Here is a 20,972-nt window from a genome sequence, read left to right on the forward strand (position 1 = left end):
ATGCAAAGTCTGTTTTCATACCTAAAACCACTGGTAGATAAAGGCGTAATACGGCAGATAGACTATCAATTTGCTCGATTTGCTCGTGAACAAAGTAGCAATGATAATATTGCCTTTATTGCTGCAATTGTTAGCTGTGAGTTAGGGCGTGGTCATATTTGCTTGCCTTTAATCGACAAATTTGGTCAGCTATCTGATTTGGTAGCCAAACTGGGTGTATTTGGTGATTTTGCTGACCAGCTTCATCATGTTTTGCGCAAAATTGATTGGTTAAGCGAGTTACAGAACACTTCTTTTGTTGGAACGGCTGACCAGAGCTTACCTATGATTTTCGATGGCGAAAGGCTTTATCTTCATCGCTATTGGCATTACGAATCTGTGTTGGCGAAGCGATTGAAGAGATTAGGGTCACCCATGATCATAAAGCCTACTGATGGTCAAAAGCTTGCTCAATGGTTAAATCATCTGTTTGCTAGAGACTACCATTACCTTTTCAGCGCTTTAACCTCATTGCAATCTGACTCTGCACCACAGGTGGCTAGACAACAACTTGTCTGCGACCATCTTGATGTGGTTAATAGCGAAGGGCTTGATTGGGATGCCATAGACCAAAAGCTCGTGAGTGCTACAAAAGTTTCGCACCTTGATGGGCTAGATGAACTAGTACCTTTATCTGTATGTGTGAATTGGCAAAAGGTGGCAGCGGCGGTGGCTTTAACAAGACGCTTCGCCGTTATTTCTGGTGGGCCAGGAACCGGAAAAACAACCACGGTAACTAAGCTGCTTGCTGCGTTAAATGTCCAGGCTCAACAATCTGGTCAATCGCCAGTGATTAAATTGGTGGCACCAACGGGAAAAGCTGCTGCACGCTTAACTGAGTCTATAGGAAAAGCGGTTGCTAAGCTTCCTGTTGAACCGAGTATCAAAGCTTTAATACCAAGCAGCGCGAGCACGCTACATCGCTTGCTTGGCGCAATACCAAATAGTGCTGAGTTTCGTCATAACCAACAAAACCCTCTTCATCTGGACATACTTGTAGTTGACGAAGCCTCTATGGTTGATTTGCCTATGATGTATAAGCTGGTGGATGCTCTCCCCAGACATGCAAGATTAATATTACTAGGTGATAAGGACCAACTTGCTTCTGTCGAGGCGGGCGCTGTTCTTGGTGATATTTGCTCTTTTAATCAACATGGCTATAGCTTTGAGCAAGCCAAGCTTATAAGTCAGTTAACGGGTTTTGCATTCTTGAACAACCGTAATAGTCAGTCTGCCAGTATTGCTGACAGTTTATGTATGTTACAAAAAAGCTATCGTTTTGACGCCCGTTCAGGAATAGGTCAATTGGCTAAGGCCATCAACTCTGGATCTAAGACTCAGGTTGACCTTGTTTGGCAAAAAGACTTCGATGATATCGCTCACTTTCCTGTTGATGCCCTTCATTATCGGCAGATGATACAAACCTTAGTGGCGGAATATAGCCACTACTTAAATCGTATTAAGCCAGCAATGCAGGGAATTGATGACGAGCCAATTTATGATGTTGCAAGAGAAGCTTTACAGCTTTTCTCTCACTGTCGCTTGCTTTGTGCCGTTAGAGAAGGCGACTTTGGTATTACTGGACTCAATCATAGTGTGGAACGAGCTCTTAAGGCGCGTAAACTCATCAAGGTACAAGATGAGCTTTGGTACCATGGCCGACCTGTGATGATAGTGCGTAATGATTATGCACTAGGCCTCTACAATGGTGATATTGGTTTGTGTTTGCTTGATAGCTCTGAAGGTGAGGCGAGACTGAAAGTATTTTTTGAGCTTGCAGATGGTTCAATCAAAGCAGTGTTGCCAAGCCGAGTACCTGAGCATGAAACTGCTTATGCGATGACGATTCACAAATCCCAAGGCAGCGAGTTTGAACATACTTTGATGGTGTTACCACCAGATCATAACCCGATTTTGACCCGTGAGCTTATCTACACAGGCGTAACTCGAGCTAAGAAAAAATTGAGTTTATTTGTTGATGATAGAGTGATGGCTCGTGGGATAACAGTTCGTACTCAAAGAGCCAGTGGTTTAGTCGAAAGGCTTACCGAATAATGCCCATTTTTCTGGGCATTATCAAAAATCAGGCTTATATCTCAATAGATAAAATCTTCGATTTACGTTGGAAATTATATAGGTTTTGCTTTTGTGAAGGTAAACATTCAACGGGCATTTCCTCAAAGCCCTGTTCACGAAACCAGTGAATACTGCGAGTGGTAAGAACAAAAATATGCTTTATTCCTTGCGCTTTCGATTGCAGCTTAATGTGTTTAAGCAATAAAACGCCTCGATTGCCATCTCTGTACTCTGGGTGAATGGCGACACAAGCCATTTCAGCCATTTTCTCATTGGTATAAGGATAGAGAGCAGCACAGCCGATAATTAACCCGTCTTTTTCAATAATGGTGAATTGGTGGATTTCTTGCTCCAGTTGTTCTCGCGATCGCCTGACAAGTACACCTTGTTGTTCAAGAGGGCGAATCAAATCCAAAATACCGCCAATATCGTCTATTTGGGCCTGACGAACTTGTTCGGTACTGGCTTTCGATATCTGGGTACCAATGCCGTCGATAGAAAAGAGTTCCTGAATTAATGCGCCATCGAGCTTATAACTGATTAAGTGGCTACGAGGTACTCCAGCACGGCATGCGGCTGTTGCTGCTCTTAAAAAACGTTGTGTCCCTGAGCTATCTTCGCCTGCTTGTTCTAATTGCTCGAGGATCTGTTCTGCATCACGTGGAAACAATTCAGCAACAGCACGTCCATTGGCGTCGATTACTCCTTGCTCAGAACAAAAACAAATCAGCTTATCTGCACCGAGTTTTATCGCAACCTGAGTTGCCACTTCTTCAGAGAGCAAATTGAACGATTCACCTGTCACTGAGCTAGCAATTGGGCCAAGTAGAACAATGGAACCTTGTTCTAGGGCTCGGTTGATTCCTTGGGTATCTATGCGCCGAATGCGGCCGCTGTGACAGTAATCAACCCCTTCGTCGATACCTAATGGTTGCGCAGTGACAAAATTACCACTCACTACATTGAGTTGAGTGCCTGCCATCGGCGTATTGGCAAGACTCATCGACAATTGAGCGGTAATAGTCAGTTGAAGCTGACCTGATGCCTGCATAACAATATTCAGACTTTGTTGGTCAGTTATTCGAATGCCTTTGTGATATGGGCTGACATGTCTTACCTGATCCAGCATGTGATTTATCTGCGGTCTCGCTCCATGGACCACAACAATATTGACCCCTAAGCTATGAAGTAGAGCAATGTCATTGATAATGTTTGAGAAGTTTTCATCTGCAACGACTTCACCACCAAACATAATGACCATCGTTTTACCCCTATGGGCGTTTACATATGGAGCAGATTGCCGAAAGCCTTTGACCAAATCTGTGTTGCGTATTTTCATATCTTATATAGCGATGAATTTATATGTCTCAATATTGCATTTATATTCTTTTTTGTTCAAGGTTTTTATTGCTTGAATCCTTACTGATTTTTCAAGCACACAGGTCCAGTTGTCAGAAGCGATTAAAAATCACGTTTTCTACACACATACTTGATTGCGCTTGTCGTTGGAGTTTGTCATCCTTAGTCACAGTTCAATAAGGAATTCTTCTCGTGTTTAAAAAATATCTTCCTCTTGTTGCCGCCAGTGTTTTGTTTGGTTGTGCACAGCCTACTGATCGTGCCCAGCAGTATCTTGATGGTGAATTTGCAGCAACTCTCAACAAAAGTACGACGATTGACTCTAATAAACCTAAGGACTTCACAGAGTTTGCTAAGCAATCGCAGCAAGTTATTGAAAACTCGCCTTCAATGGCAGGTTTGTATCAGCCGCTATACGACCAACTAAATGAATGGGCGTTACAAAGTGGAGACCCTGCTCAGCTGGCGAATTTTGGTATTCAAGCTGCTCAATTAGGTGGAGGGGATAAAAAAGGCAATGTCTTATTTACCGGGTATTTTTCTCCAGTGATGGAACTTCGCCATGAGCCCGATGATAAGTATCGCTACCCCGTGTATGCCAAACCTGACTGTGAAGCAGAATGCCCAACTCGCGCGCAAATTTATGATGGAGAATTAAATGGCCTAGGGCTGGAGCTTGGTTACTCTGCCAATATGATCGATCCATTTATGATGGAAGTGCAAGGCAGTGGCTTTGTTCATTTTGAAGATGACGACACGTTGGAATACTTTGCTTATGGGGGAAAAAACAATAAAGCTTATGTCAGCATAGGTAAGGTGCTGATTGAAAGGGGTCTAGTCGCTCGGGAGAAAATGTCACTAAAGGCGATTAAAGATTGGGTTCTGGCCAATGATGACCAAACTGTGCGTGAGCTGTTAGAGCAAAATCCATCTTATGTCTTTTTTGAACCGAGAGCGGATGCACCAGTGACAGGCACCGCGGGTATTCCATTACTACCAATGGCTTCGGTAGCTGGCGATCCTGCACTCTTTCCAATGGGAACACCAATCCTTGCTGAGGTGCCATTACTCAATGCAGATGGCAGCTGGAGTGGTGCGCATCAACTGCGTTTATTGATAGTCCTTGATACCGGGGGCGCGGTTAAGCAGAACCATTTAGATTTGTATCATGGAATGGGTCCTAGAGCAGGAACCGAAGCAGGCCATTACAAGCATTTCGGTCGTGTATGGAAGTTAGGGCTTGAGAACTCGGCAACTCAGGCTCCGTGGGCACTGCCGCCAGAAAAATTAGAATAGTCATTGTTGGCTAGACTTTTTAACAAAGAGTGCGTATAAAACGCACTCTTTATGTTTAACCCTCATATAGCGGAACAAAACATCATGCGTGAACTTGATGCACCAGCTTCAGACAGCTACGACCAACGTTTTGGTGGAACTCGGCGCCTTTATGGCCATTCACAAGTTGAAGTTCTCCGCGCGGCACACGTGTGTGTGATCGGTATTGGTGGGGTGGGTTCATGGGCGGTTGAAGCTTTGGCTCGAACAGGTATTGGTCAATTAACATTGATTGATATGGATGACATATGTGTGACCAACGTTAATCGTCAAATTCATGCTTTAAACGGCAATATTGGTCAAAGCAAAGTCGACGTGATGGCAGAAAGAGTCAAGCTCATCAACCCTGATTGTCAGGTTAATGTAATTGATGACTTTATTACGCCTGATAACCAGCATGAGTATCTGACGAAAGACTTTGATTATGTGCTTGATGCCATCGATAGTGTGAAAGCAAAAGCGTCACTTCTGGCTTATTGCCGCAGCAACAAGATTAAAGTCATTACTACAGGTGGTGCTGGTGGGCAAGTTGACCCGACCCAAATACAAGTTGCCGATTTAACCAAAACGATTCAGGATCCTTTAGCAAAGAAAATCAAAGATACGCTGAGACGTCATCATAACTTTCCTAAAAATCCTCAACGAAAGTTTGGTATAGAATGTGTTTTTTCCACAGAGCAGTTGAAGTATCCGCAGCCAGATGGCTCAGTGTGTAGCATGAAAGCGACTGCTGAGGGACCCAAACGTATGGATTGTGCAACAGGTTTTGGGGCAGCGACTTTTGTCACTGCGACATTTGGTTTCGTTGCCGTTTCACGTATTGTTGAAAAGCTGATACAAAAATACAGCCAGTAAGTGTTAATTTTGGAGCTTGTTATGTCTTCTTTCCCCAAATCACCATTCGGTAGCGAAATAGCGGTCGCGGACATAGTTGCGACAATGCAGAATTTAAAAGGCTGGGAAGAGCGTTATCGTCAAGTGATTCTGTGGGGAAAACAGCTTCCTGTGATGCCTGAAAATCTTAAGTCCGAACAAGTAAAAGTCTCGGGTTGTGAAAGCCAAGTATGGTTAGTGAGCGAAAAGATTGATGATGTTTGGCATTTCAGTGCTGATTCTGATGCTCGTATTGTCAGAGGGCTTATTGCGCTTGTTTTAACTCCTTTTGATGGCAAAACCTCGCAGCAGATCCAAAATTTTGATCTTGAGGAGTACTTTGACAGTTTGGGCCTCATTTCTCACCTTAGCCCTTCTCGCGGTAATGGTCTAAAAGCTATCGTAGAGCAAATTAAGCAGATCACCCGAGAAAATTAGTTTTGGTTGATTTTTAATCACAACAATATTAATGCCTTATAAAATACAGGGTGTTAGAGCCCTTGTTGTTGCTGAGTAAAGGCTGTACAATTCGCGCCCTTAAATAATGTTACGTCGTTTCGTGAGGCACCATGAGCACTGAAAAAATTAATCTACTCGATTTTGATCGTAAAGGAATGCGTAAACTTTTTGCTGAAGAACTCGGTGAAAAAGCATTTCGTGCCGATCAAGTGATGAAGTGGATCTACCATTTTGGTGTCGATAACTTCGAAAACATGAGCAACATTAATAAAAAGTTGCGTGAAAAGCTCATGCAGCGCTGCGAAATTAAAGCCCCCGTTGTGGCTGAAGCTCAGCACTCTTCTGATGGCACAATCAAGTGGGCAATGAAGGTAGGCGATCAGGATGTTGAGACGGTTTATATTCCTGAAGATGATAGGGCAACATTGTGTGTCTCTTCCCAAGTGGGCTGTGCTCTTGAATGTAAATTTTGCTCAACTGCTCAGCAAGGTTTCAATCGTAACCTCAAAGTGTCTGAAATTATTGGCCAGGTTTGGCGCGCTGCACGGGAAGTCGGATTAGAAAAAGAAACGGGTCGTCGTCCAATTACAAATGTCGTCATGATGGGTATGGGCGAGCCTTTGCTCAATATGAAAAACCTGATCCCAGCTCTTGAACTTATGTTGGATGATCTTGGTTTTGGCTTGTCAAAACGTCGAGTGACTGTCTCAACTTCTGGTGTTGTTTCCGGCTTGGATCAAATGACTGGCCAGATAGATGTTGCGCTTGCTATCTCACTGCATGCACCGAATGATAAGTTGCGCAGCGAAATTATGCCGATCAACGACCGTTGGGATATTGAAGATTTTCTTGCTTCAGTACGTCGTTATATTGCTTCTTCTAATGCCAACAGAGGTAAAGTGACGGTTGAGTATGTGCTGCTTGATCACGTTAATGATGATATGGATCATGCTCGCGAGCTTGCTGAGTTACTTAAAGATACACCATGTAAAATTAACTTGATTCCATTTAACCCTTATCCTGGTTCTCCGTACAAAAAGCCAAGCAATTCGCGCATCGACCGTTTTCAAAAGACGTTAATGCAGTATGAACATACGGTCACCGTGCGCAAAACACGTGGCGATGATATTGACGCGGCTTGTGGTCAGTTAGTTGGAGATGTGATTGACCGGACTAAACGCACCGCGGCTATTCGCGCAGCGAAAGGTGATACAATAGCGATTAAAGCGGTTTAAATGCGCTTTTTGTCGATAGCAAACCAGAGCTCAGCTCTGGTTTTTTTTAAACTGATTGAGCTAAATAATGTCAAAATATGGAAAAACCTTGAGCTGGTTGTGAATTATACGTGTTTTCGATGTTGTTTCATCTCTGATATCTATTAGAATTAAACTTTAGTGCTTTAGAGATAATATTTCTAAGAGCTAGGTGAAGTGCTTTACACATTTTGGTGAGGGATTTTCCTCTGAATATAAGATTTTCATTAAAGACTGTGCAACTAACGAAAAAGAATAAATGTACGTTTGGCGTGGAATCCTGCAAAAAGAGACGTTTATACAATGAGTGCTGAACATACACCCCAAATGGAAGAAGAGACAAAGCTTGAAGCGGGTACCATTTTAAAGCAAAAACGGGAAGAGCTTGGTTTAACCTTGGAACAGGTTGCCAGTCGATTGCGCCTTCGACGTTCAATTATTGAAAATATTGAATCGAATCAGTTTGAAAGTGAGCAGGTTGCGACCTTTACTCGCGGGTATTTACGTTCTTATGCGCGTGTCGTCGGCATAGAAGAATCTGTTGTATTATGTGCTCTTGATGATAATGGAGAAGCTCAACATCAAGAGCATGAAATGCAAAGTTTTTCTCAAAAAACCAGTCAAGAGAAGCACGATAATCGAATAATGATACTGACATGGGGTATTTCTGCAATTATTGTTGGTATTTCCTGTGTCTGGTGGTGGCAAAATCAAGAAAATACGGCAGTTGAGTTGACCTCGACTACTGAACAGGAACAAAAAATAGAGAAAGAGCTGGCGGAAAAAAATGAGTTGGACTTTGCTGTGGTTGAATCACAACCTTCAAGTGAAGTTCAACCGCAAGAGTCAAAGCTTGTTGAGCAGCCCTTAGAAGAAGTGACTACTCAAGTTGCCTCTCAAGTGGAGCCTGAGAAAGTCGTCAAGGCAGTCGATAACTCGAAGGAGCAAACTCCTGTAGAACAAAGCAAAGTTGAGCCAGTCGTTTCTAACACACCAGTAGAGACAACTTCTAAACCTGAAACTAATACCTTGGAAACGGCAAAAACTTCCTCGAAGGAACAAGAAAAGCAGCCCCAGCCTGAGCAAGCAGCAGCTGACATAGTCGCGAACTTACTGGAAATGTCTTTTAGTGATGACTGCTGGATTCAAGTCAAAGACTCAACTGGCAAGACGCTGGCAACTGGTATTAAAAAAGCCGGCCAAGGTATCCAGCTTAGCGGCAATCCTCCTTATAAAGTCATTTTGGGAGCGCCGGAAAATGTATCAATAACTTTATCAAGTGAACCTATTGACCTCTCTGGGTATACTTCTGGTAAAGTAGCAAGGTTCACCTTACCCTAGAAGTAACTATGCAATACCAATCTCCTATCAAACGTCGCCCGTCCACTCGTGTTTATGTGGGCGATGTACCCATCGGTGATGGCGCTCCAATCGCTGTTCAGTCGATGACAAACACAAGAACAACAGATGTTGAAGCGACTGTTGCCCAAATTAAATCACTAGAAAATGTGGGTGCAGATATCGTACGCGTTTCGGTTCCTACCATGGAAGCGGCGGAAGCATTTAAACAGATAAAGCAGCAAGTATCTGTTCCATTAGTTGCCGATATTCACTTTGATTACCGCATTGCCTTGCAAGTCGCAGAATATGGTGTGGATTGTTTGCGTATCAACCCGGGTAACATTGGTAAGGAAGACCGCATCAGAGCCGTTGTAGACTGTGCACGTGATAAAAATATTCCGATTCGAATTGGTGTCAATGGCGGATCGTTAGAAAAAGATATCCAAATGAAATATGGAGAGCCAACACCAGAAGCATTGGTGGAGTCAGCCATGCGTCATGTGGATATTTTAGATCGTCTTAACTTTGACCAATTTAAAGTCAGTGTGAAGGCATCGGATGTTTTTCTTGCAGTCGATTCATATCGCTTGTTAGCGAAAAAAATCGATCAGCCGCTTCATCTAGGGATTACAGAAGCGGGTGGTGCTAGAGCGGGAGCAGTAAAATCTTCTGTTGGGCTAGGGATGCTTTTAGCTGAAGGTATCGGCGATACGTTACGTATTTCTCTTGCTGCTGATCCTGTCGAAGAGATCAAAGTGGGTTTTGATATACTTAAATCGCTGCGAATTCGCTCTAGAGGTATTAACTTCATCGCTTGCCCTAGCTGTTCTCGTCAGGAGTTCGACGTTATTAACACGGTGAATGCATTAGAAGAGCGACTTGAGGACATCATTACACCTATGGATGTCTCCATTATTGGGTGTGTGGTTAACGGACCAGGTGAAGCAGAAGTTTCCCATCTCGGCCTTGCTGGCAGTAACAAAAAGAGTGCCTTTTACGAAGACGGTAAACGTCAAAAAGAGCGCTTTGATAACGATGATTTAGTTAATCAATTGGAAGCCAAAATTCGTGCAAAAGCTTCTGTTATGGATACACAAAATCGCATTGATGTGAAAGTCAAAGATTAATCTCAGATCACCTAAATTACGGTAAATATTGTGGTAAAAAAAATCCAAGCAATTCGAGGCATGAATGACTGCCTTCCGACCCAGTCTGCGCTGTGGCAAAAATTAGAAAACGCAGTCAAGAAAGTCGTTAGCTCTTATGGGTGTACTGAAATACGTATGCCAATTGTTGAGATGACGCATCTCTTTAGTCGAGCAATCGGTGAAGTGACCGATGTGGTTGAAAAAGAAATGTATACCTTTGATGACCGTAATGGTGACAGTTTGACTCTTCGTCCAGAAGGGACTGCTGGTTGTGTGAGAGCGTGTATTGAAAATAGTTTGATTGACCGCTCAGAACAGCGTCTTTGGTATATGGGGCCAATGTTCCGCCATGAGAGACCGCAGAAAGGGCGCTATCGTCAGTTTCACCAATGTGGTGTGGAAATTTTTGGTTTAGACGGCCCTGATGTCGATGCTGAACTTATCATGATGACAGCCCGCTTATGGCGAGAGTTAGGTATTGATAAGCACGTACGTTTAGAACTTAACTCAATTGGCTCATTAGAAGATCGCGCAAGTTACCGTACGGCTTTGGTCGCGTTTTTGGAGCAAAACATCGATGTTTTAGATGACGATTGTAAGCGCCGCATGCATACTAACCCACTTCGAGTGCTGGATAGTAAGAACTCGGCAGTGCAAGCGATGTTGGCGGATGCTCCAAGACTGTCTGACTATCTAAGTGATGAATCCAAACAACACTTTTTAGGTGTGTGTGAACTTCTTGACGCGGCAGGCATCGAATACAGAGTCAATGAACGTTTGGTTCGTGGACTCGATTATTACAACCGTACCGTATTTGAATGGGTAACCGAGAATCTGGGTGCTCAAGGAACAGTCTGTGCCGGTGGCCGTTATGATGGCCTGGTTGAGCAGTTAGGCGGTAAGTCGACTCCAGCCGTTGGTTTTGCTATGGGGTTAGAGCGATTGGTTCTAATGCTAGAGACACTTGAGCTTACGGATGTACGTCGTGCTGTCGATGTCTATATGGTCACTGCGGGTGAAGGAACCATGGTAGCGGGTTTGAAGCTTGCTGAAAATCTTCGCGAACGTATTGATGGTCTTCGAGTGATGACCCATTTTGGCGGCGGTAACTTTAAGAAGCAGTTTAAACGGGCTGATAAAGTCGGTGCTGTAGTTGCTTTAGTTCTGGGTGAGAATGAAGTAGCAGAAGACACCGTTGTTCTCAAAGATTTACTTGGCGGCACTCAAGAGATATGCAAGCAAAGTGATGTTGCTGCTAAATTGGCAGAACTTATTTAAATACAATTTCACATTAAAAGTGGCGGCTGATGTCGCCATTTTTTAGATTTATGAGGGCAGGAAGTGGAACTCTACGATACTGAAGAACAACAGGTTGAAGCGATTAAGGACTGGTGGAAAGAGAATGGAAAATCAGTCATTTTAGGCGCGGTCATTGGTCTGGGCGGCCTATTTGGTTGGCGCTATTATCAAGACTCAGTGACAACTGCACAAGAGACTGCTTCTGAGAGTTATACCAAAGCTGTTCAGCAGTTAGCAGAGAACAATACTGAAGGTGAAGCTGCCTTACAAGCTTTCATTGATGCCAATAACGAAAGCCAATACGCAGTTCTAGCAGCGCTTCAACTGGCTAAAGTCCAAGTAGAGGCGGGAGAATTCGATGAGGCTCTGGCTCAACTAGAGTGGGCTAAATCAGCGACAGAAGACCAAGCTTTATCTTCTGTGATTACATTCCGCCTTGCTCGTTTAAAGTTGGAGCAAAGTGATTTTGATGCTGCTTTGGCTGAGCTTTCCTCCATTACCGATGATAGTTGGTCTGGAAGAGTGGCTGAACTAAAAGGAGATATCCTGCTTCGTAAAGGTGATTCAGAGGGCGCGTATACGGCCTATGTAGAAGCTCAGCAGGCTGAAGATGTTAGCCAGACATTACAAATGAAACTGGACGATCTGGCGAAATAAGGATCAATGCATGAAAAAAATGCTTAAGCGGGCAATCGCATCTGCAGCAATTGTCGGCATCCTCGCTGGTTGTGCTAGTGAAGAAGATACTGTCATAATGGCACCAGTGCCCAAGGTAAATAGCGAGTTTACTCCTAAAAGCCTTTGGAGTGCCAGTATTGGTGATGGCGTTGAACACTACTTTTCTAAACTTACTCCTGAATACGCTTATGACAAGGTGTTTGTTGCCAGTCGAGAGGGCTTGGTAAAAGCACTCAATCCTGAAAATGGCCGTACTCTGTGGCAGCAAGATCTCGAGCAAGAGGTGCCAGCTCGCTTATCGGGTGGAATTACTGCAGGTTACAGCCAAATTTTCATTGGTAGTGAAAATGGTCAAGTTATCGCGCTTGATGAAGAAACCGGAGCAGTAAACTGGCGAGTCGATGTAGAAGGGGAAGTATTAGCAGCTCCTGCAACGGATGACAACCTAGTCATGGTCCATACCACGACAGGTATGCTGATCGCCCTCGAACAATCAACTGGTGATGTAAAGTGGACGATAAGTACTGAAGTACCGAATTTGACTTTGCGTGGCAATAGTAAGCCTGTGACTGTGTCCGGTGGTGTTTTCTGGGGTACAGCTGGTGGGCGTTTAGCCGCTGCCATTGTAGAGCGAGGTCAGTTGATTTGGCAGCAACCTATAGGCACGCCTTTAGGTGCGACAGAAATTGATCGCTTAGTGGATGTGGATGCATCACCACTTATTTTGGGTAGCACCTTATATATTGTGGGTTATAACGGCCAATTGACGGCTTTGGATTTACGATCGGGTAAACCAGTTTGGAAGCGTAAGTACTCTTCATCAACTGATTTAGCCAGTGACACAAGGCGCATTTACTTAGTCACGGCCAAAGATCATCTTGTTGCTGTGGATGCAAGAAGCGGTACTGAATTATGGACCAATGAACAATTGGAAAACCGTCTGTTAACGGCTCCTGTTATCATAGAAAACTACTTAGTTGTGGGTGATACCGAAGGGTACTTGCACTGGTTAGATAGAGAATCTGGAGAATTTGTTGCTCAGCAGAAAATCAATAGTAGTGGCTTTGCTGTGGCACCGATTAAGGTTGATGACGGGTATCTTGTTGTGACTAGAAATGGTCAAGTAAAGAAACTGACCCTGACTAAGTGATCATGTGATACAATTCACAATCGGCTCCTTTCTGGCGACAGTTTGGAGCCGTTTGTTTGTTTTAGAGATTTATAGATTAATGTGGTTATAGGTAACAGTCTCATTGAAGGTGTTGGCCTGAGGTGTTACCTATAACTACATAAAGAAAAGAATATTGTAGAGGTTGTTATGGTTCCTGTAGTTGCTCTGGTAGGGCGTCCAAACGTTGGTAAATCGACGTTGTTTAACCGACTAACTCGTACTCGCGATGCCTTGGTTGCGGATTTCCCTGGTTTAACTCGTGACCGTAAATATGGGCAAGCCAAGCTTGGCGAACACGAATTTATTGTGATTGATACTGGTGGTATCGATGGCACTGAAGAAGGCGTGGAAACTAAGATGGCCGAGCAGTCACTAGCGGCCATTGATGAAGCCGATGTAGTACTGTTTATGGTTGATGGTAGAGCCGGTTTAACCCCAGCTGACATTGCTATTTCAAACCATTTGCGAAAAATTGAAAAGCCATCAATGCTAGTAGTTAATAAGGTCGATGGTATCGATGCTGATGCTGCTTCGGCTGATTTTTGGCAACTCGGTGTAGAACAAATGTATCAAATTGCAGCAGCTCACGGTCGTGGGGTTGGGGCTTTGATCGACCGTGCTCTAAATCCATTTGCAGAAAAAATGGCAGAGGAAGCAAACGGGGAAATAGAGGATCTTACTGACTTTATCGACGAAGATGAAGAGAAGCTAGATTACACCGAAGAAGAGGCAGAAGAAGAGTTTAAACGCCTTCAAGATCAGCCCATAAAGTTAGCGATTATTGGCCGCCCCAATGTAGGTAAGTCGACTCTAACTAACCGTATTTTGGGTGAAGAACGTGTGGTTGTTTACGATATGCCGGGAACGACTCGTGACTCGATTTATATCCCGATGGAGCGAGATGACCGTGAATACGTTTTAATCGATACAGCAGGTGTTCGTCGTCGCAAACGTATCAATGAAACGGTGGAAAAATTCTCCGTGGTTAAAACCCTGAAAGCCGTTGAAGATGCGAACGTAGTTTTATTGATTATCGATGCGCGTGAAAACATCTCTGACCAAGATCTAAGTTTATTGGGCTTTGCATTAAATGCTGGGCGTTCAATCGTGATTGCGGTAAATAAATGGGATGGCTTAGAATCGGATGTAAAAGAGCATGTGAAAAAAGAGCTTGATCGCCGTTTAGGTTTTGTTGATTTTGCGCGTATTCATTTTATTTCTGCACTTCATGGTACGGGCGTTGGGCATTTATTCGAGTCAGTTCAAGAAGCCTACAAATCAGCAACGACACGTGTCGGAACTTCAGTATTGACGCGTATCATGAAGATGGCAACTGAAGATCATCAGCCGCCTTTAGTTCGAGGCCGTCGAGTAAAACTTAAGTATGCCCACGCAGGCGGATACAACCCACCGATAGTTGTGATTCATGGTAACCAAGTGAATGAACTGCCTGATTCTTACAAACGTTATCTGATGAATTATTACCGCAAGTCACTCGAGATCATGGGGACGCCAATTCGCATCCAATTCCAAAGCAGTGAAAACCCTTTCGAGGGTAAATCGAATAAGATGACATTATCCCAAGAGCGTAAACGCAAACGCCTAGTGGGCATGATGAAAAATCGAAAGAAATAGTGAGAAGCGCCTAATACAAGAGGCGCTTTTTTCATTTAGGAGACCCTATGTCAGTAACACCCACAGTCATTCGCTTTTGCCATGATACTTGGAGTTTGAGCTCAGCGGTTCAGATGATAAGAAGTGATGAAAACTATTCCTACGTCGTAACCCAAGCAACACCTTTTCATCCAGTCAGCCATATTTGGCCTGATCACCCAGCAGACAGAGGGTGGTTAGAAGAATTCCCCGTTGTTGATTGTCTTGTTGGAGCGGTTGAATCATATAGCGGAGAATTATTTGTAGGCACTGATATACCTGTACGACGTGACGAAGATGGCTGGAGTTTTGTCGTGGTTCATTGCTTGGAAAAGAACAAGGTAGATTTATCCATAGGTCAGTCAGTGTCGTTAAAGGTGGATAAAGCGTATCAGCAAGCGCTCAGCCGCGGACACAGTGCGGGTCATATTGCTTCTCTTGCTCTTAATAAAGCTCTCGCTGTGCAAGGGTATTGGCGTAAAGAGGCAGAACGTAAAGATACTCATGGCTACTGTGATTTTAATAGTTACGCTCAGCAGTCAAGTTTTGTTACACCAGATCAGTGCCATGATACGTATCGGTTGGGCAAGACGTTGCGTAAAAGAGGGTTAAATAGTGCAGAGCTTCTCGACAATCTTAAAGATATTGAAGTAGCAGTGAACCACCAAATAGCACAATGGTTAACTCTTAAGGCTGATATTAGCATGAAATGCTGTGGTGACACTTTGACAGACTCTCGTTATTGGCAATGCGATCTAGCTGAGAGTAGTATTGCCGAGATACCTTGTGGAGGAACACATGTGCGAAACTTGAAGGAATATAAGCAGATTCAAGTGTCTTTAACCCAAGTAGACGAACAAAATATTGAAATGCTCACACACGTAACTTCCACTTAGCAATCATTAGATCGTTTTTTAATATTCTAAAAGTGGCTATTTAAAAATTAAATTTTGGTTTTTTGTTCCAATTTAAATCCAAAAACAGGATATGTAACTTATGCTTTCGGTGTGTGGTGATATAAATATTCTTTTATGGCCAGATCGCTGATCAAAATGGATTTAGCCTACGATCGGATAAGGATCCTGTCCTTGCGTGATATGGATCATTCGGTAGATTAATCTTTGAGGTTAAGATGGAAAATGGTGATTAGACAAGAGTAAAGGTGTATCTATGATTCAATGTCCCGATTGTGATGTTGAGCTAAAATGGAAGGGGAAATATCACTGTGAGCAGTGTCAATTGGAGTTTGACAAACAGGCATATTGCCCAGACTGCCAATCTCAGCTTGAAAAGCTTTTGGCTTGCGGTGCAAGTAATTATTTTTGCAACCAGTGTAACGAGCTAAAATCCAAATCTAAAGTGCGGTTCGTATTCGTTAAGACATAATGTTTATGAGACTGTCGATCGAATCTCACCATCATTGAGGCGAGTCACTAGGATATCGCCTGATCTTACATCCTCTGAACTTGTAATAATTCGGCCAGATTCTGTTTGGCTGATAGAGTAACCGCGTTTTAGTGTTGCTAAAGGACTAACCGTATCGAGCTTTTCGCCCGCGAGTGAGAGTTGATGACGAGCTTTGAGAAGGTTTTTATCCATTGAGGCGATAAGCTTGTGTTCGAGCCTTTCCAATGCTGATCTTTGATCATGAATATAGTGACTTGGCGTATGTAATTGCAGTTTATACTGCTGACGTTCAATATGTTGGCTCTGTGCTGCTAAATTACTCTGCATTGCTCTATTTAAGCGCATCGAGAGTTCATCAAGTCGCTGGCTTTGCTGCTGAAGCTGATAGGTTGGATGCTGCCTTTCTAATCTGTGCTGCAGCCCAATGATCACTTGCTTATTCCTAGTTAAGTAATGACCAAACCTTGCTTGTAACTTATTGATCAAGTTATTGAGTGTTTGTAATTTATGACTATTATCACGGCTAACCAATTCGGCTGCAGCTGAAGGGGTCGGTGCGCGTAAATCGGCAACAAAATCACTGATGGTGACATCTACTTCGTGACCAACCGCACTTATGATTGGAATTTGACTTGCTGCTATGGTGCGGGCGACGATTTCATTGTTAAAGCACCACAAGTCTTCAAGAGACCCGCCTCCACGACCTAAGATTAATACGTCACATTCATTGCGGCTGTTAGCGCATCCGATAGCTTGAGCTATTTGAATCGATGCTTCTTCACCTTGAACCATAGTTGGGTAAATCACCACTTCTAAGGATGGATCACGGCGTTTCAGTACATCAAGAATGTCATACAGTGCTGCCCCTGTCTTTGAGGTAATGATGCCGACACGTTTAGGATGCTCTGGTAGCGTTAGTTTACTGCTTTGAGCAAAAAGTCCTTCAGCGGCTAACTTGAGTTTCAGTTTTTCAAACTCTTGTTGCAGACGCCCGTCGCCTTCAGGCTGCATACTTTCAATGATTAATTGATAATCGCCGCGAGGCTCATAAAGTGATAAGCGCGCTTTAACAAGTACCTGCTGACCATTTTGAGGCTTAAAAGTCACGCGCCGATTGTTACCTCGAAACATTGCACATTTAACTTGTGCGCGAGAGTCTTTAAGAGTGAGGTACCAATGGCCGGAAACTGGGGCAGAGAAGTTTGATATTTCGCCCACTAGCCAGACTATGCCCATTTCATTTTCGAGCAAAAGACGAACTTCAGCATTTAAGCGTGAGACGGTGAAAATATTTTGGTTAGTCATAGAGGACACTGGAAGTCTCATAGACGTGAGTATGGAGATTAGCGGCAATATAATACATATCAAGGGGGGTAATGCAAGAAAAAAAATAAAAAAAATGTAGTAAATCGATTGCGTTAGCCGTATAATCCGTCCGCAATATCTAATCCAAATGTAGTAAAGGTTTATCACTATACTGCACTCATTACGCGAAACGATGAGATTGGATTGTCCTTTTACTCCTTTTATTGTGAGATATTGCAAATGCTAAGAATTGCCAAAGAAGCGCTGACATTCGACGATGTATTGCTAGTGCCAGCACACTCCACCGTTCTCCCAAACACAGCTGATCTTCGCACTCGGCTGACCAAAAATATTACTCTGAATATCCCAATGATCTCGGCCTCCATGGATACGGTCACTGAGGCGCGTTTAGCTATTGCGCTTGCTCAAGAAGGCGGTATTGGATTTATTCATAAAAACATGTCCATAGAGCAGCAAGCTCAGATGGTTCATCAAGTAAAGATCTTTGAAGCTGGCGTGGTGTCTCACCCGGTAACCGTTAATCCTGACGCAACCATTGCTGATGTTATCGCACTGACCGAAAAACACGGCTTTGCTGGATTCCCAGTGGTAACAGACACTAATGAATTGGTTGGTATCATTACTGGTCGAGACGTTAGGTTTGTAACTGATTTATCTAAGAAAGTTGAAGTGGTTATGACGCCAAAAGAGCGCCTTGCTTCAGTAAGAGAAGGTGCCACTCGCGAAGAAGTGCAAGAGAAAATGCACGAAGCGCGCGTTGAAAAAGTACTGGTTGTTAACCGTGATTTCCAACTTACTGGGATGATCACTGCTAAAGATTTCCACAAAGCAGAACGTAAACCAAACGCATGTAAAGATGACCAAGGTCGTTTGCGTGTTGGTGCCGCTGTGGGCGCGGGTCCAGGTAATGAAGAACGCGTTGCTGCATTGGTTGAAGCTGGGGTCGATGTTTTATTAATTGACTCGTCTCACGGCCACTCGGAAGGTGTACTTAATCGTATTCGAGAAACTCGAACGGCTTATCCTGATCTCGATATTATTGGTGGTAACGTTGCTACTGGCGCTGGCGCGTTGGCGCTTATCGAAGCAGGTGTTAGTGCTGTTAAAGTAGGCATTGGCCCAGGTTCTATTTGTACAACGCGTATTGTAACTGGTGTAGGCGTTCCTCAAGTTACAGCGATTGCTGATGCTGCAGAAGTAGCAAATGAATACGGAATTCCTGTGATTGCCGATGGTGGTATTCGTTTTTCTGGTGATATCTGTAAAGCGATTGTGGCTGGCGCGTCATGTGTCATGGTCGGTTCTATGTTTGCGGGCACAGAAGAAGCACCTGGTGAAGTTATTCTCTACAACGGTCGTTCCTACAAGGCATATCGCGGAATGGGCTCTTTGGGTGCTATGTCTCAAGGGTCTTCGGATCGTTACTTCCAGTCGGATAATGCAGCCGATAAGCTTGTGCCTGAAGGTATCGAAGGCAGAATTGCTTATAAAGGTCGTTTGAAAGAAATTGTTCACCAACAAATGGGTGGACTACGTTCAAGCATGGGCTTAACGGGCAGTGCGACGGTTGAAGATATGCGCACTAAAGCTGAGTTCGTGCGTATCTCTGGTGCGGGAATGAAAGAGTCCCACGTGCACGATGTGCAAATTACTAAAGAAGCACCAAACTACCGTTTAGGATAATAGTCGCTGATTGGCCGTTTGAAAAATGATCAGAAAGTCGTGGTGGTGAGAGCAACCACGATTGCTTTTCAAATCTTCAAGTTGCCAAAACACAAGTAACACAACCTAAAATGTTAGCCCTAGCTTAACGAATCAATTAAGAGGCGAGTATGCTCGCCTCAGTTTTAATATAAAGCTTATAAGACTGTTCAAAATGACTAAAAATATCCATGACCAACGAATTCTGATCTTGGACTTCGGTTCCCAGTACACCCAACTTGTTGCTCGCCGCGTTCGTGAAATAGGCGTTTATTGTGAGCTGTGGAGCTGGGATGTTGATGAAGACGATATTCGTGAATTTAACCCAGATGGTATTATTCTTTCTGGTGGCCCAGAGAGCGTGACTGAAGACAACTCACCACGAGCACCTCAATATGTGTTTGATTCGGGTGTGCCTGTGCTTGGCGTTTGTTATGGGATGCAAACCATGGCCGAGCAGTTGGGCGGTAAGGTTTCTACATCTGATGAACGTGAATTTGGTTATGCTGCTGTAGAAGTTTCTGAAGAGTCCTCAATCTTTAAAGATCTTGAAGCAACTCAAGATGTTTGGATGAGCCATGGCGATAAAGTGGTCGAAATCCCAGAAGGCTTTGTTAAGGTAGGTGAGACTGAAACCTGTCCTTACGCTGCAATGGCCAATGAAGAGAAAAAATACTTTGGTGTTCAATTTCACCCAGAAGTAACCCACACCAAAAATGGCCTACAAATGCTGGAAAACTTTGTGCTTGGCGTTTGTGGTTGTGAGCGTCTTTGGACTTCAGAATCGATCATTGAAGATGCCGTTGCCCGCATTAAAGAGCAAGTAGGCAGTGACGAGGTTATTCTTGGTTTGTCTGGTGGCGTTGATTCGTCTGTTGTCGCTATGCTTGTTCACCGTGCCATCGGCGATAAGTTAACCTGTGTATTTGTTGATAATGGCTTACTGCGATTGAATGAAGGCCAACAAGTCATGGACATGTTTGGCGATAAGTTCGGCCTTAACATCATAAAAGTGGATGCAGAAGAGCGCTTTTTGTCCGCACTTGAGGGTAAAGCAGATCCTGAAGATAAGCGCAAGACTATAGGTCATGTGTTTGTTGATGTCTTTGATGAGGAATCAAAGAAGCTTAAGAATGCGAAATGGTTAGCGCAAGGTACTATCTATCCGGATGTGATTGAATCTGCTGCGTCTAAGACAGGTAAAGCGCATGTAATTAAATCACACCACAATGTAGGTGGTTTACCCGACGATATGGAAATGGGGCTTGTCGAGCCACTTCGCGAGCTATTTAAAGATGAAGTACGTAAGATAGGTTTAGAACTTGGCCTCCCATATGACATGCTTTATCGTCATCCTTTCCCAGGCCCTGGCCTTGGCGTTCGAGTACTGGGTGAAGTGAAAAAAGAATACTGCGATTTGCTTCGTCGAGCCGATGCTATTTTCATTGAAGAGCTTCACGCAGCAGATTTGTATCATAAGGTTTCTCAAGCCTTTACCGTATTTTTACCTGTTCGCTCTGTCGGTGTAATGGGCGATGGCCGTAAGTACGACTGGGTTGTGTCACTACGAGCGGTAGAAACTATCGACTTTATGACCGCGCATTGGGCCCACTTGCCATACGATTTCTTGGGTAAAGTCTCTAATCGCATTATCAACGAAATTGATGGGATCTCTCGCGTGGTTTACGATATCTCGGGCAAACCACCAGCGACGATTGAGTGGGAATAACATCAAATAGTTTGTTTTTCAAAGCCAGCTTTATGCTGGCTTTCTTGTCTTTGAGCTAATTTTACTCATCTCATTAGCACTAGAGTGTTTTTGAAGCCATATTGCATTTCTTATGGCCTCAGCCT

Annotated in this window: 17 protein-coding genes; 15 read left to right on the forward strand and 2 right to left on the reverse strand. The window is 43.8% G+C overall.

Translation table 11 applies throughout. The features are described 5' to 3' along the window. A complete protein-coding gene (gene recD / locus MHN79_RS10610) occupies positions 1-2,094 on the forward strand; it encodes an exodeoxyribonuclease V subunit alpha (protein WP_239172865.1) in 2,094 nt (697 codons plus the stop codon). A gap of 34 nt (positions 2,095-2,128) precedes the next feature. Here recD and argA read toward each other — a convergent pair whose 3' ends face one another. Beyond that, positions 2,129-3,454, reverse strand: coding sequence for an amino-acid N-acetyltransferase (gene argA, locus MHN79_RS10615; protein ID WP_239172866.1), 1,326 nt, complete (start codon positions 3,452-3,454; stop codon positions 2,129-2,131). Between the two features lie 212 nt (positions 3,455-3,666). Between argA and mltA the strand changes: the two genes are divergently transcribed. The 12 genes from mltA (at position 3,667) to MHN79_RS10675 (ending at position 16,070) form a co-directional block, all read left to right on the forward strand. Then, positions 3,667-4,770, forward strand: coding sequence for a murein transglycosylase A (gene mltA / locus MHN79_RS10620; RefSeq protein ID WP_239172867.1), 1,104 nt, complete (start codon positions 3,667-3,669; stop codon positions 4,768-4,770). A gap of 84 nt (positions 4,771-4,854) precedes the next feature. Next, positions 4,855-5,664 (forward strand): tRNA cyclic N6-threonylcarbamoyladenosine(37) synthase TcdA, encoded by an 810-nt coding sequence (gene tcdA / locus MHN79_RS10625; RefSeq protein WP_239172937.1) that lies wholly within the window; start codon positions 4,855-4,857, stop codon positions 5,662-5,664. A gap of 21 nt (positions 5,665-5,685) precedes the next feature. Then, the gene (gene csdE / locus MHN79_RS10630; protein WP_239172868.1) at positions 5,686-6,120 is read left to right on the forward strand and encodes a cysteine desulfurase sulfur acceptor subunit CsdE; all 435 of its coding nucleotides are present in this window, start codon (positions 5,686-5,688) and stop codon (positions 6,118-6,120) included. Positions 6,121-6,251: 131 nt separating this feature from the next. Next, entirely contained in the window at positions 6,252-7,376 is a 1,125-nt protein-coding gene (locus MHN79_RS10635) for a bifunctional tRNA (adenosine(37)-C2)-methyltransferase TrmG/ribosomal RNA large subunit methyltransferase RlmN (protein WP_152429683.1), read from the forward strand. Positions 7,377-7,697: 321 nt separating this feature from the next. Further along, on the forward strand, positions 7,698-8,735 hold the full coding sequence (rodZ, locus tag MHN79_RS10640) for a cytoskeleton protein RodZ (protein WP_239172869.1): 1,038 nt from the start codon (positions 7,698-7,700) through the stop codon (positions 8,733-8,735). Between the two features lie 8 nt (positions 8,736-8,743). Continuing rightward, positions 8,744-9,862 (forward strand): flavodoxin-dependent (E)-4-hydroxy-3-methylbut-2-enyl-diphosphate synthase, encoded by a 1,119-nt coding sequence (gene ispG, locus MHN79_RS10645; protein ID WP_114786482.1) that lies wholly within the window; start codon positions 8,744-8,746, stop codon positions 9,860-9,862. Positions 9,863-9,892: 30 nt separating this feature from the next. Continuing rightward, positions 9,893-11,161: a histidine--tRNA ligase gene (hisS, locus tag MHN79_RS10650; RefSeq protein WP_239172870.1), complete on the forward strand. Its 1,269-nt coding sequence runs from the start codon at positions 9,893-9,895 to the stop codon at positions 11,159-11,161. Between the two features lie 63 nt (positions 11,162-11,224). Beyond that, positions 11,225-11,839 (forward strand): YfgM family protein, encoded by a 615-nt coding sequence (locus tag MHN79_RS10655; protein ID WP_239172871.1) that lies wholly within the window; start codon positions 11,225-11,227, stop codon positions 11,837-11,839. A gap of 10 nt (positions 11,840-11,849) precedes the next feature. Then, the gene (gene bamB / locus MHN79_RS10660) at positions 11,850-13,010 is read left to right on the forward strand and encodes an outer membrane protein assembly factor BamB (RefSeq protein ID WP_239172872.1); all 1,161 of its coding nucleotides are present in this window, start codon (positions 11,850-11,852) and stop codon (positions 13,008-13,010) included. 168 nt (positions 13,011-13,178) lie between these two features. Further along, positions 13,179-14,666 (forward strand): ribosome biogenesis GTPase Der, encoded by a 1,488-nt coding sequence (gene der / locus MHN79_RS10665; protein WP_160926018.1) that lies wholly within the window; start codon positions 13,179-13,181, stop codon positions 14,664-14,666. A 47-nt stretch (positions 14,667-14,713) separates the two neighbouring features. Then, positions 14,714-15,580: an alanyl-tRNA editing protein gene (locus tag MHN79_RS10670; RefSeq protein ID WP_239172873.1), complete on the forward strand. Its 867-nt coding sequence runs from the start codon at positions 14,714-14,716 to the stop codon at positions 15,578-15,580. Positions 15,581-15,854: 274 nt separating this feature from the next. Continuing rightward, the gene (locus MHN79_RS10675) at positions 15,855-16,070 is read left to right on the forward strand and encodes a zinc ribbon domain-containing protein (protein ID WP_239172874.1); all 216 of its coding nucleotides are present in this window, start codon (positions 15,855-15,857) and stop codon (positions 16,068-16,070) included. A gap of 3 nt (positions 16,071-16,073) precedes the next feature. Here MHN79_RS10675 and xseA read toward each other — a convergent pair whose 3' ends face one another. After that, positions 16,074-17,405: an exodeoxyribonuclease VII large subunit gene (xseA, locus tag MHN79_RS10680; RefSeq protein ID WP_239172875.1), complete on the reverse strand. Its 1,332-nt coding sequence runs from the start codon at positions 17,403-17,405 to the stop codon at positions 16,074-16,076. A gap of 231 nt (positions 17,406-17,636) precedes the next feature. On the opposite strand from xseA, the gene guaB reads away from it, so the two are divergent. Together guaB and guaA are read left to right on the forward strand one after the other, a co-directional pair. After that, positions 17,637-19,100 carry an IMP dehydrogenase gene (guaB, locus tag MHN79_RS10685; RefSeq protein ID WP_152429693.1) on the forward strand — a complete coding sequence of 488 codons (1,464 nt, stop codon included), beginning with the start codon at positions 17,637-17,639 and terminating at the stop codon, positions 19,098-19,100. 193 nt (positions 19,101-19,293) lie between these two features. Then, positions 19,294-20,847 carry a glutamine-hydrolyzing GMP synthase gene (guaA, locus tag MHN79_RS10690; protein ID WP_239172876.1) on the forward strand — a complete coding sequence of 518 codons (1,554 nt, stop codon included), beginning with the start codon at positions 19,294-19,296 and terminating at the stop codon, positions 20,845-20,847. Positions 20,848-20,972: the final 125 nt, after the last annotated feature.

The organism is Vibrio sp. Of14-4 (assembly GCF_022347625.1).
GTDB classification, from domain to species: Bacteria; Pseudomonadota; Gammaproteobacteria; order Enterobacterales; family Vibrionaceae; genus Vibrio; species Vibrio pristinus.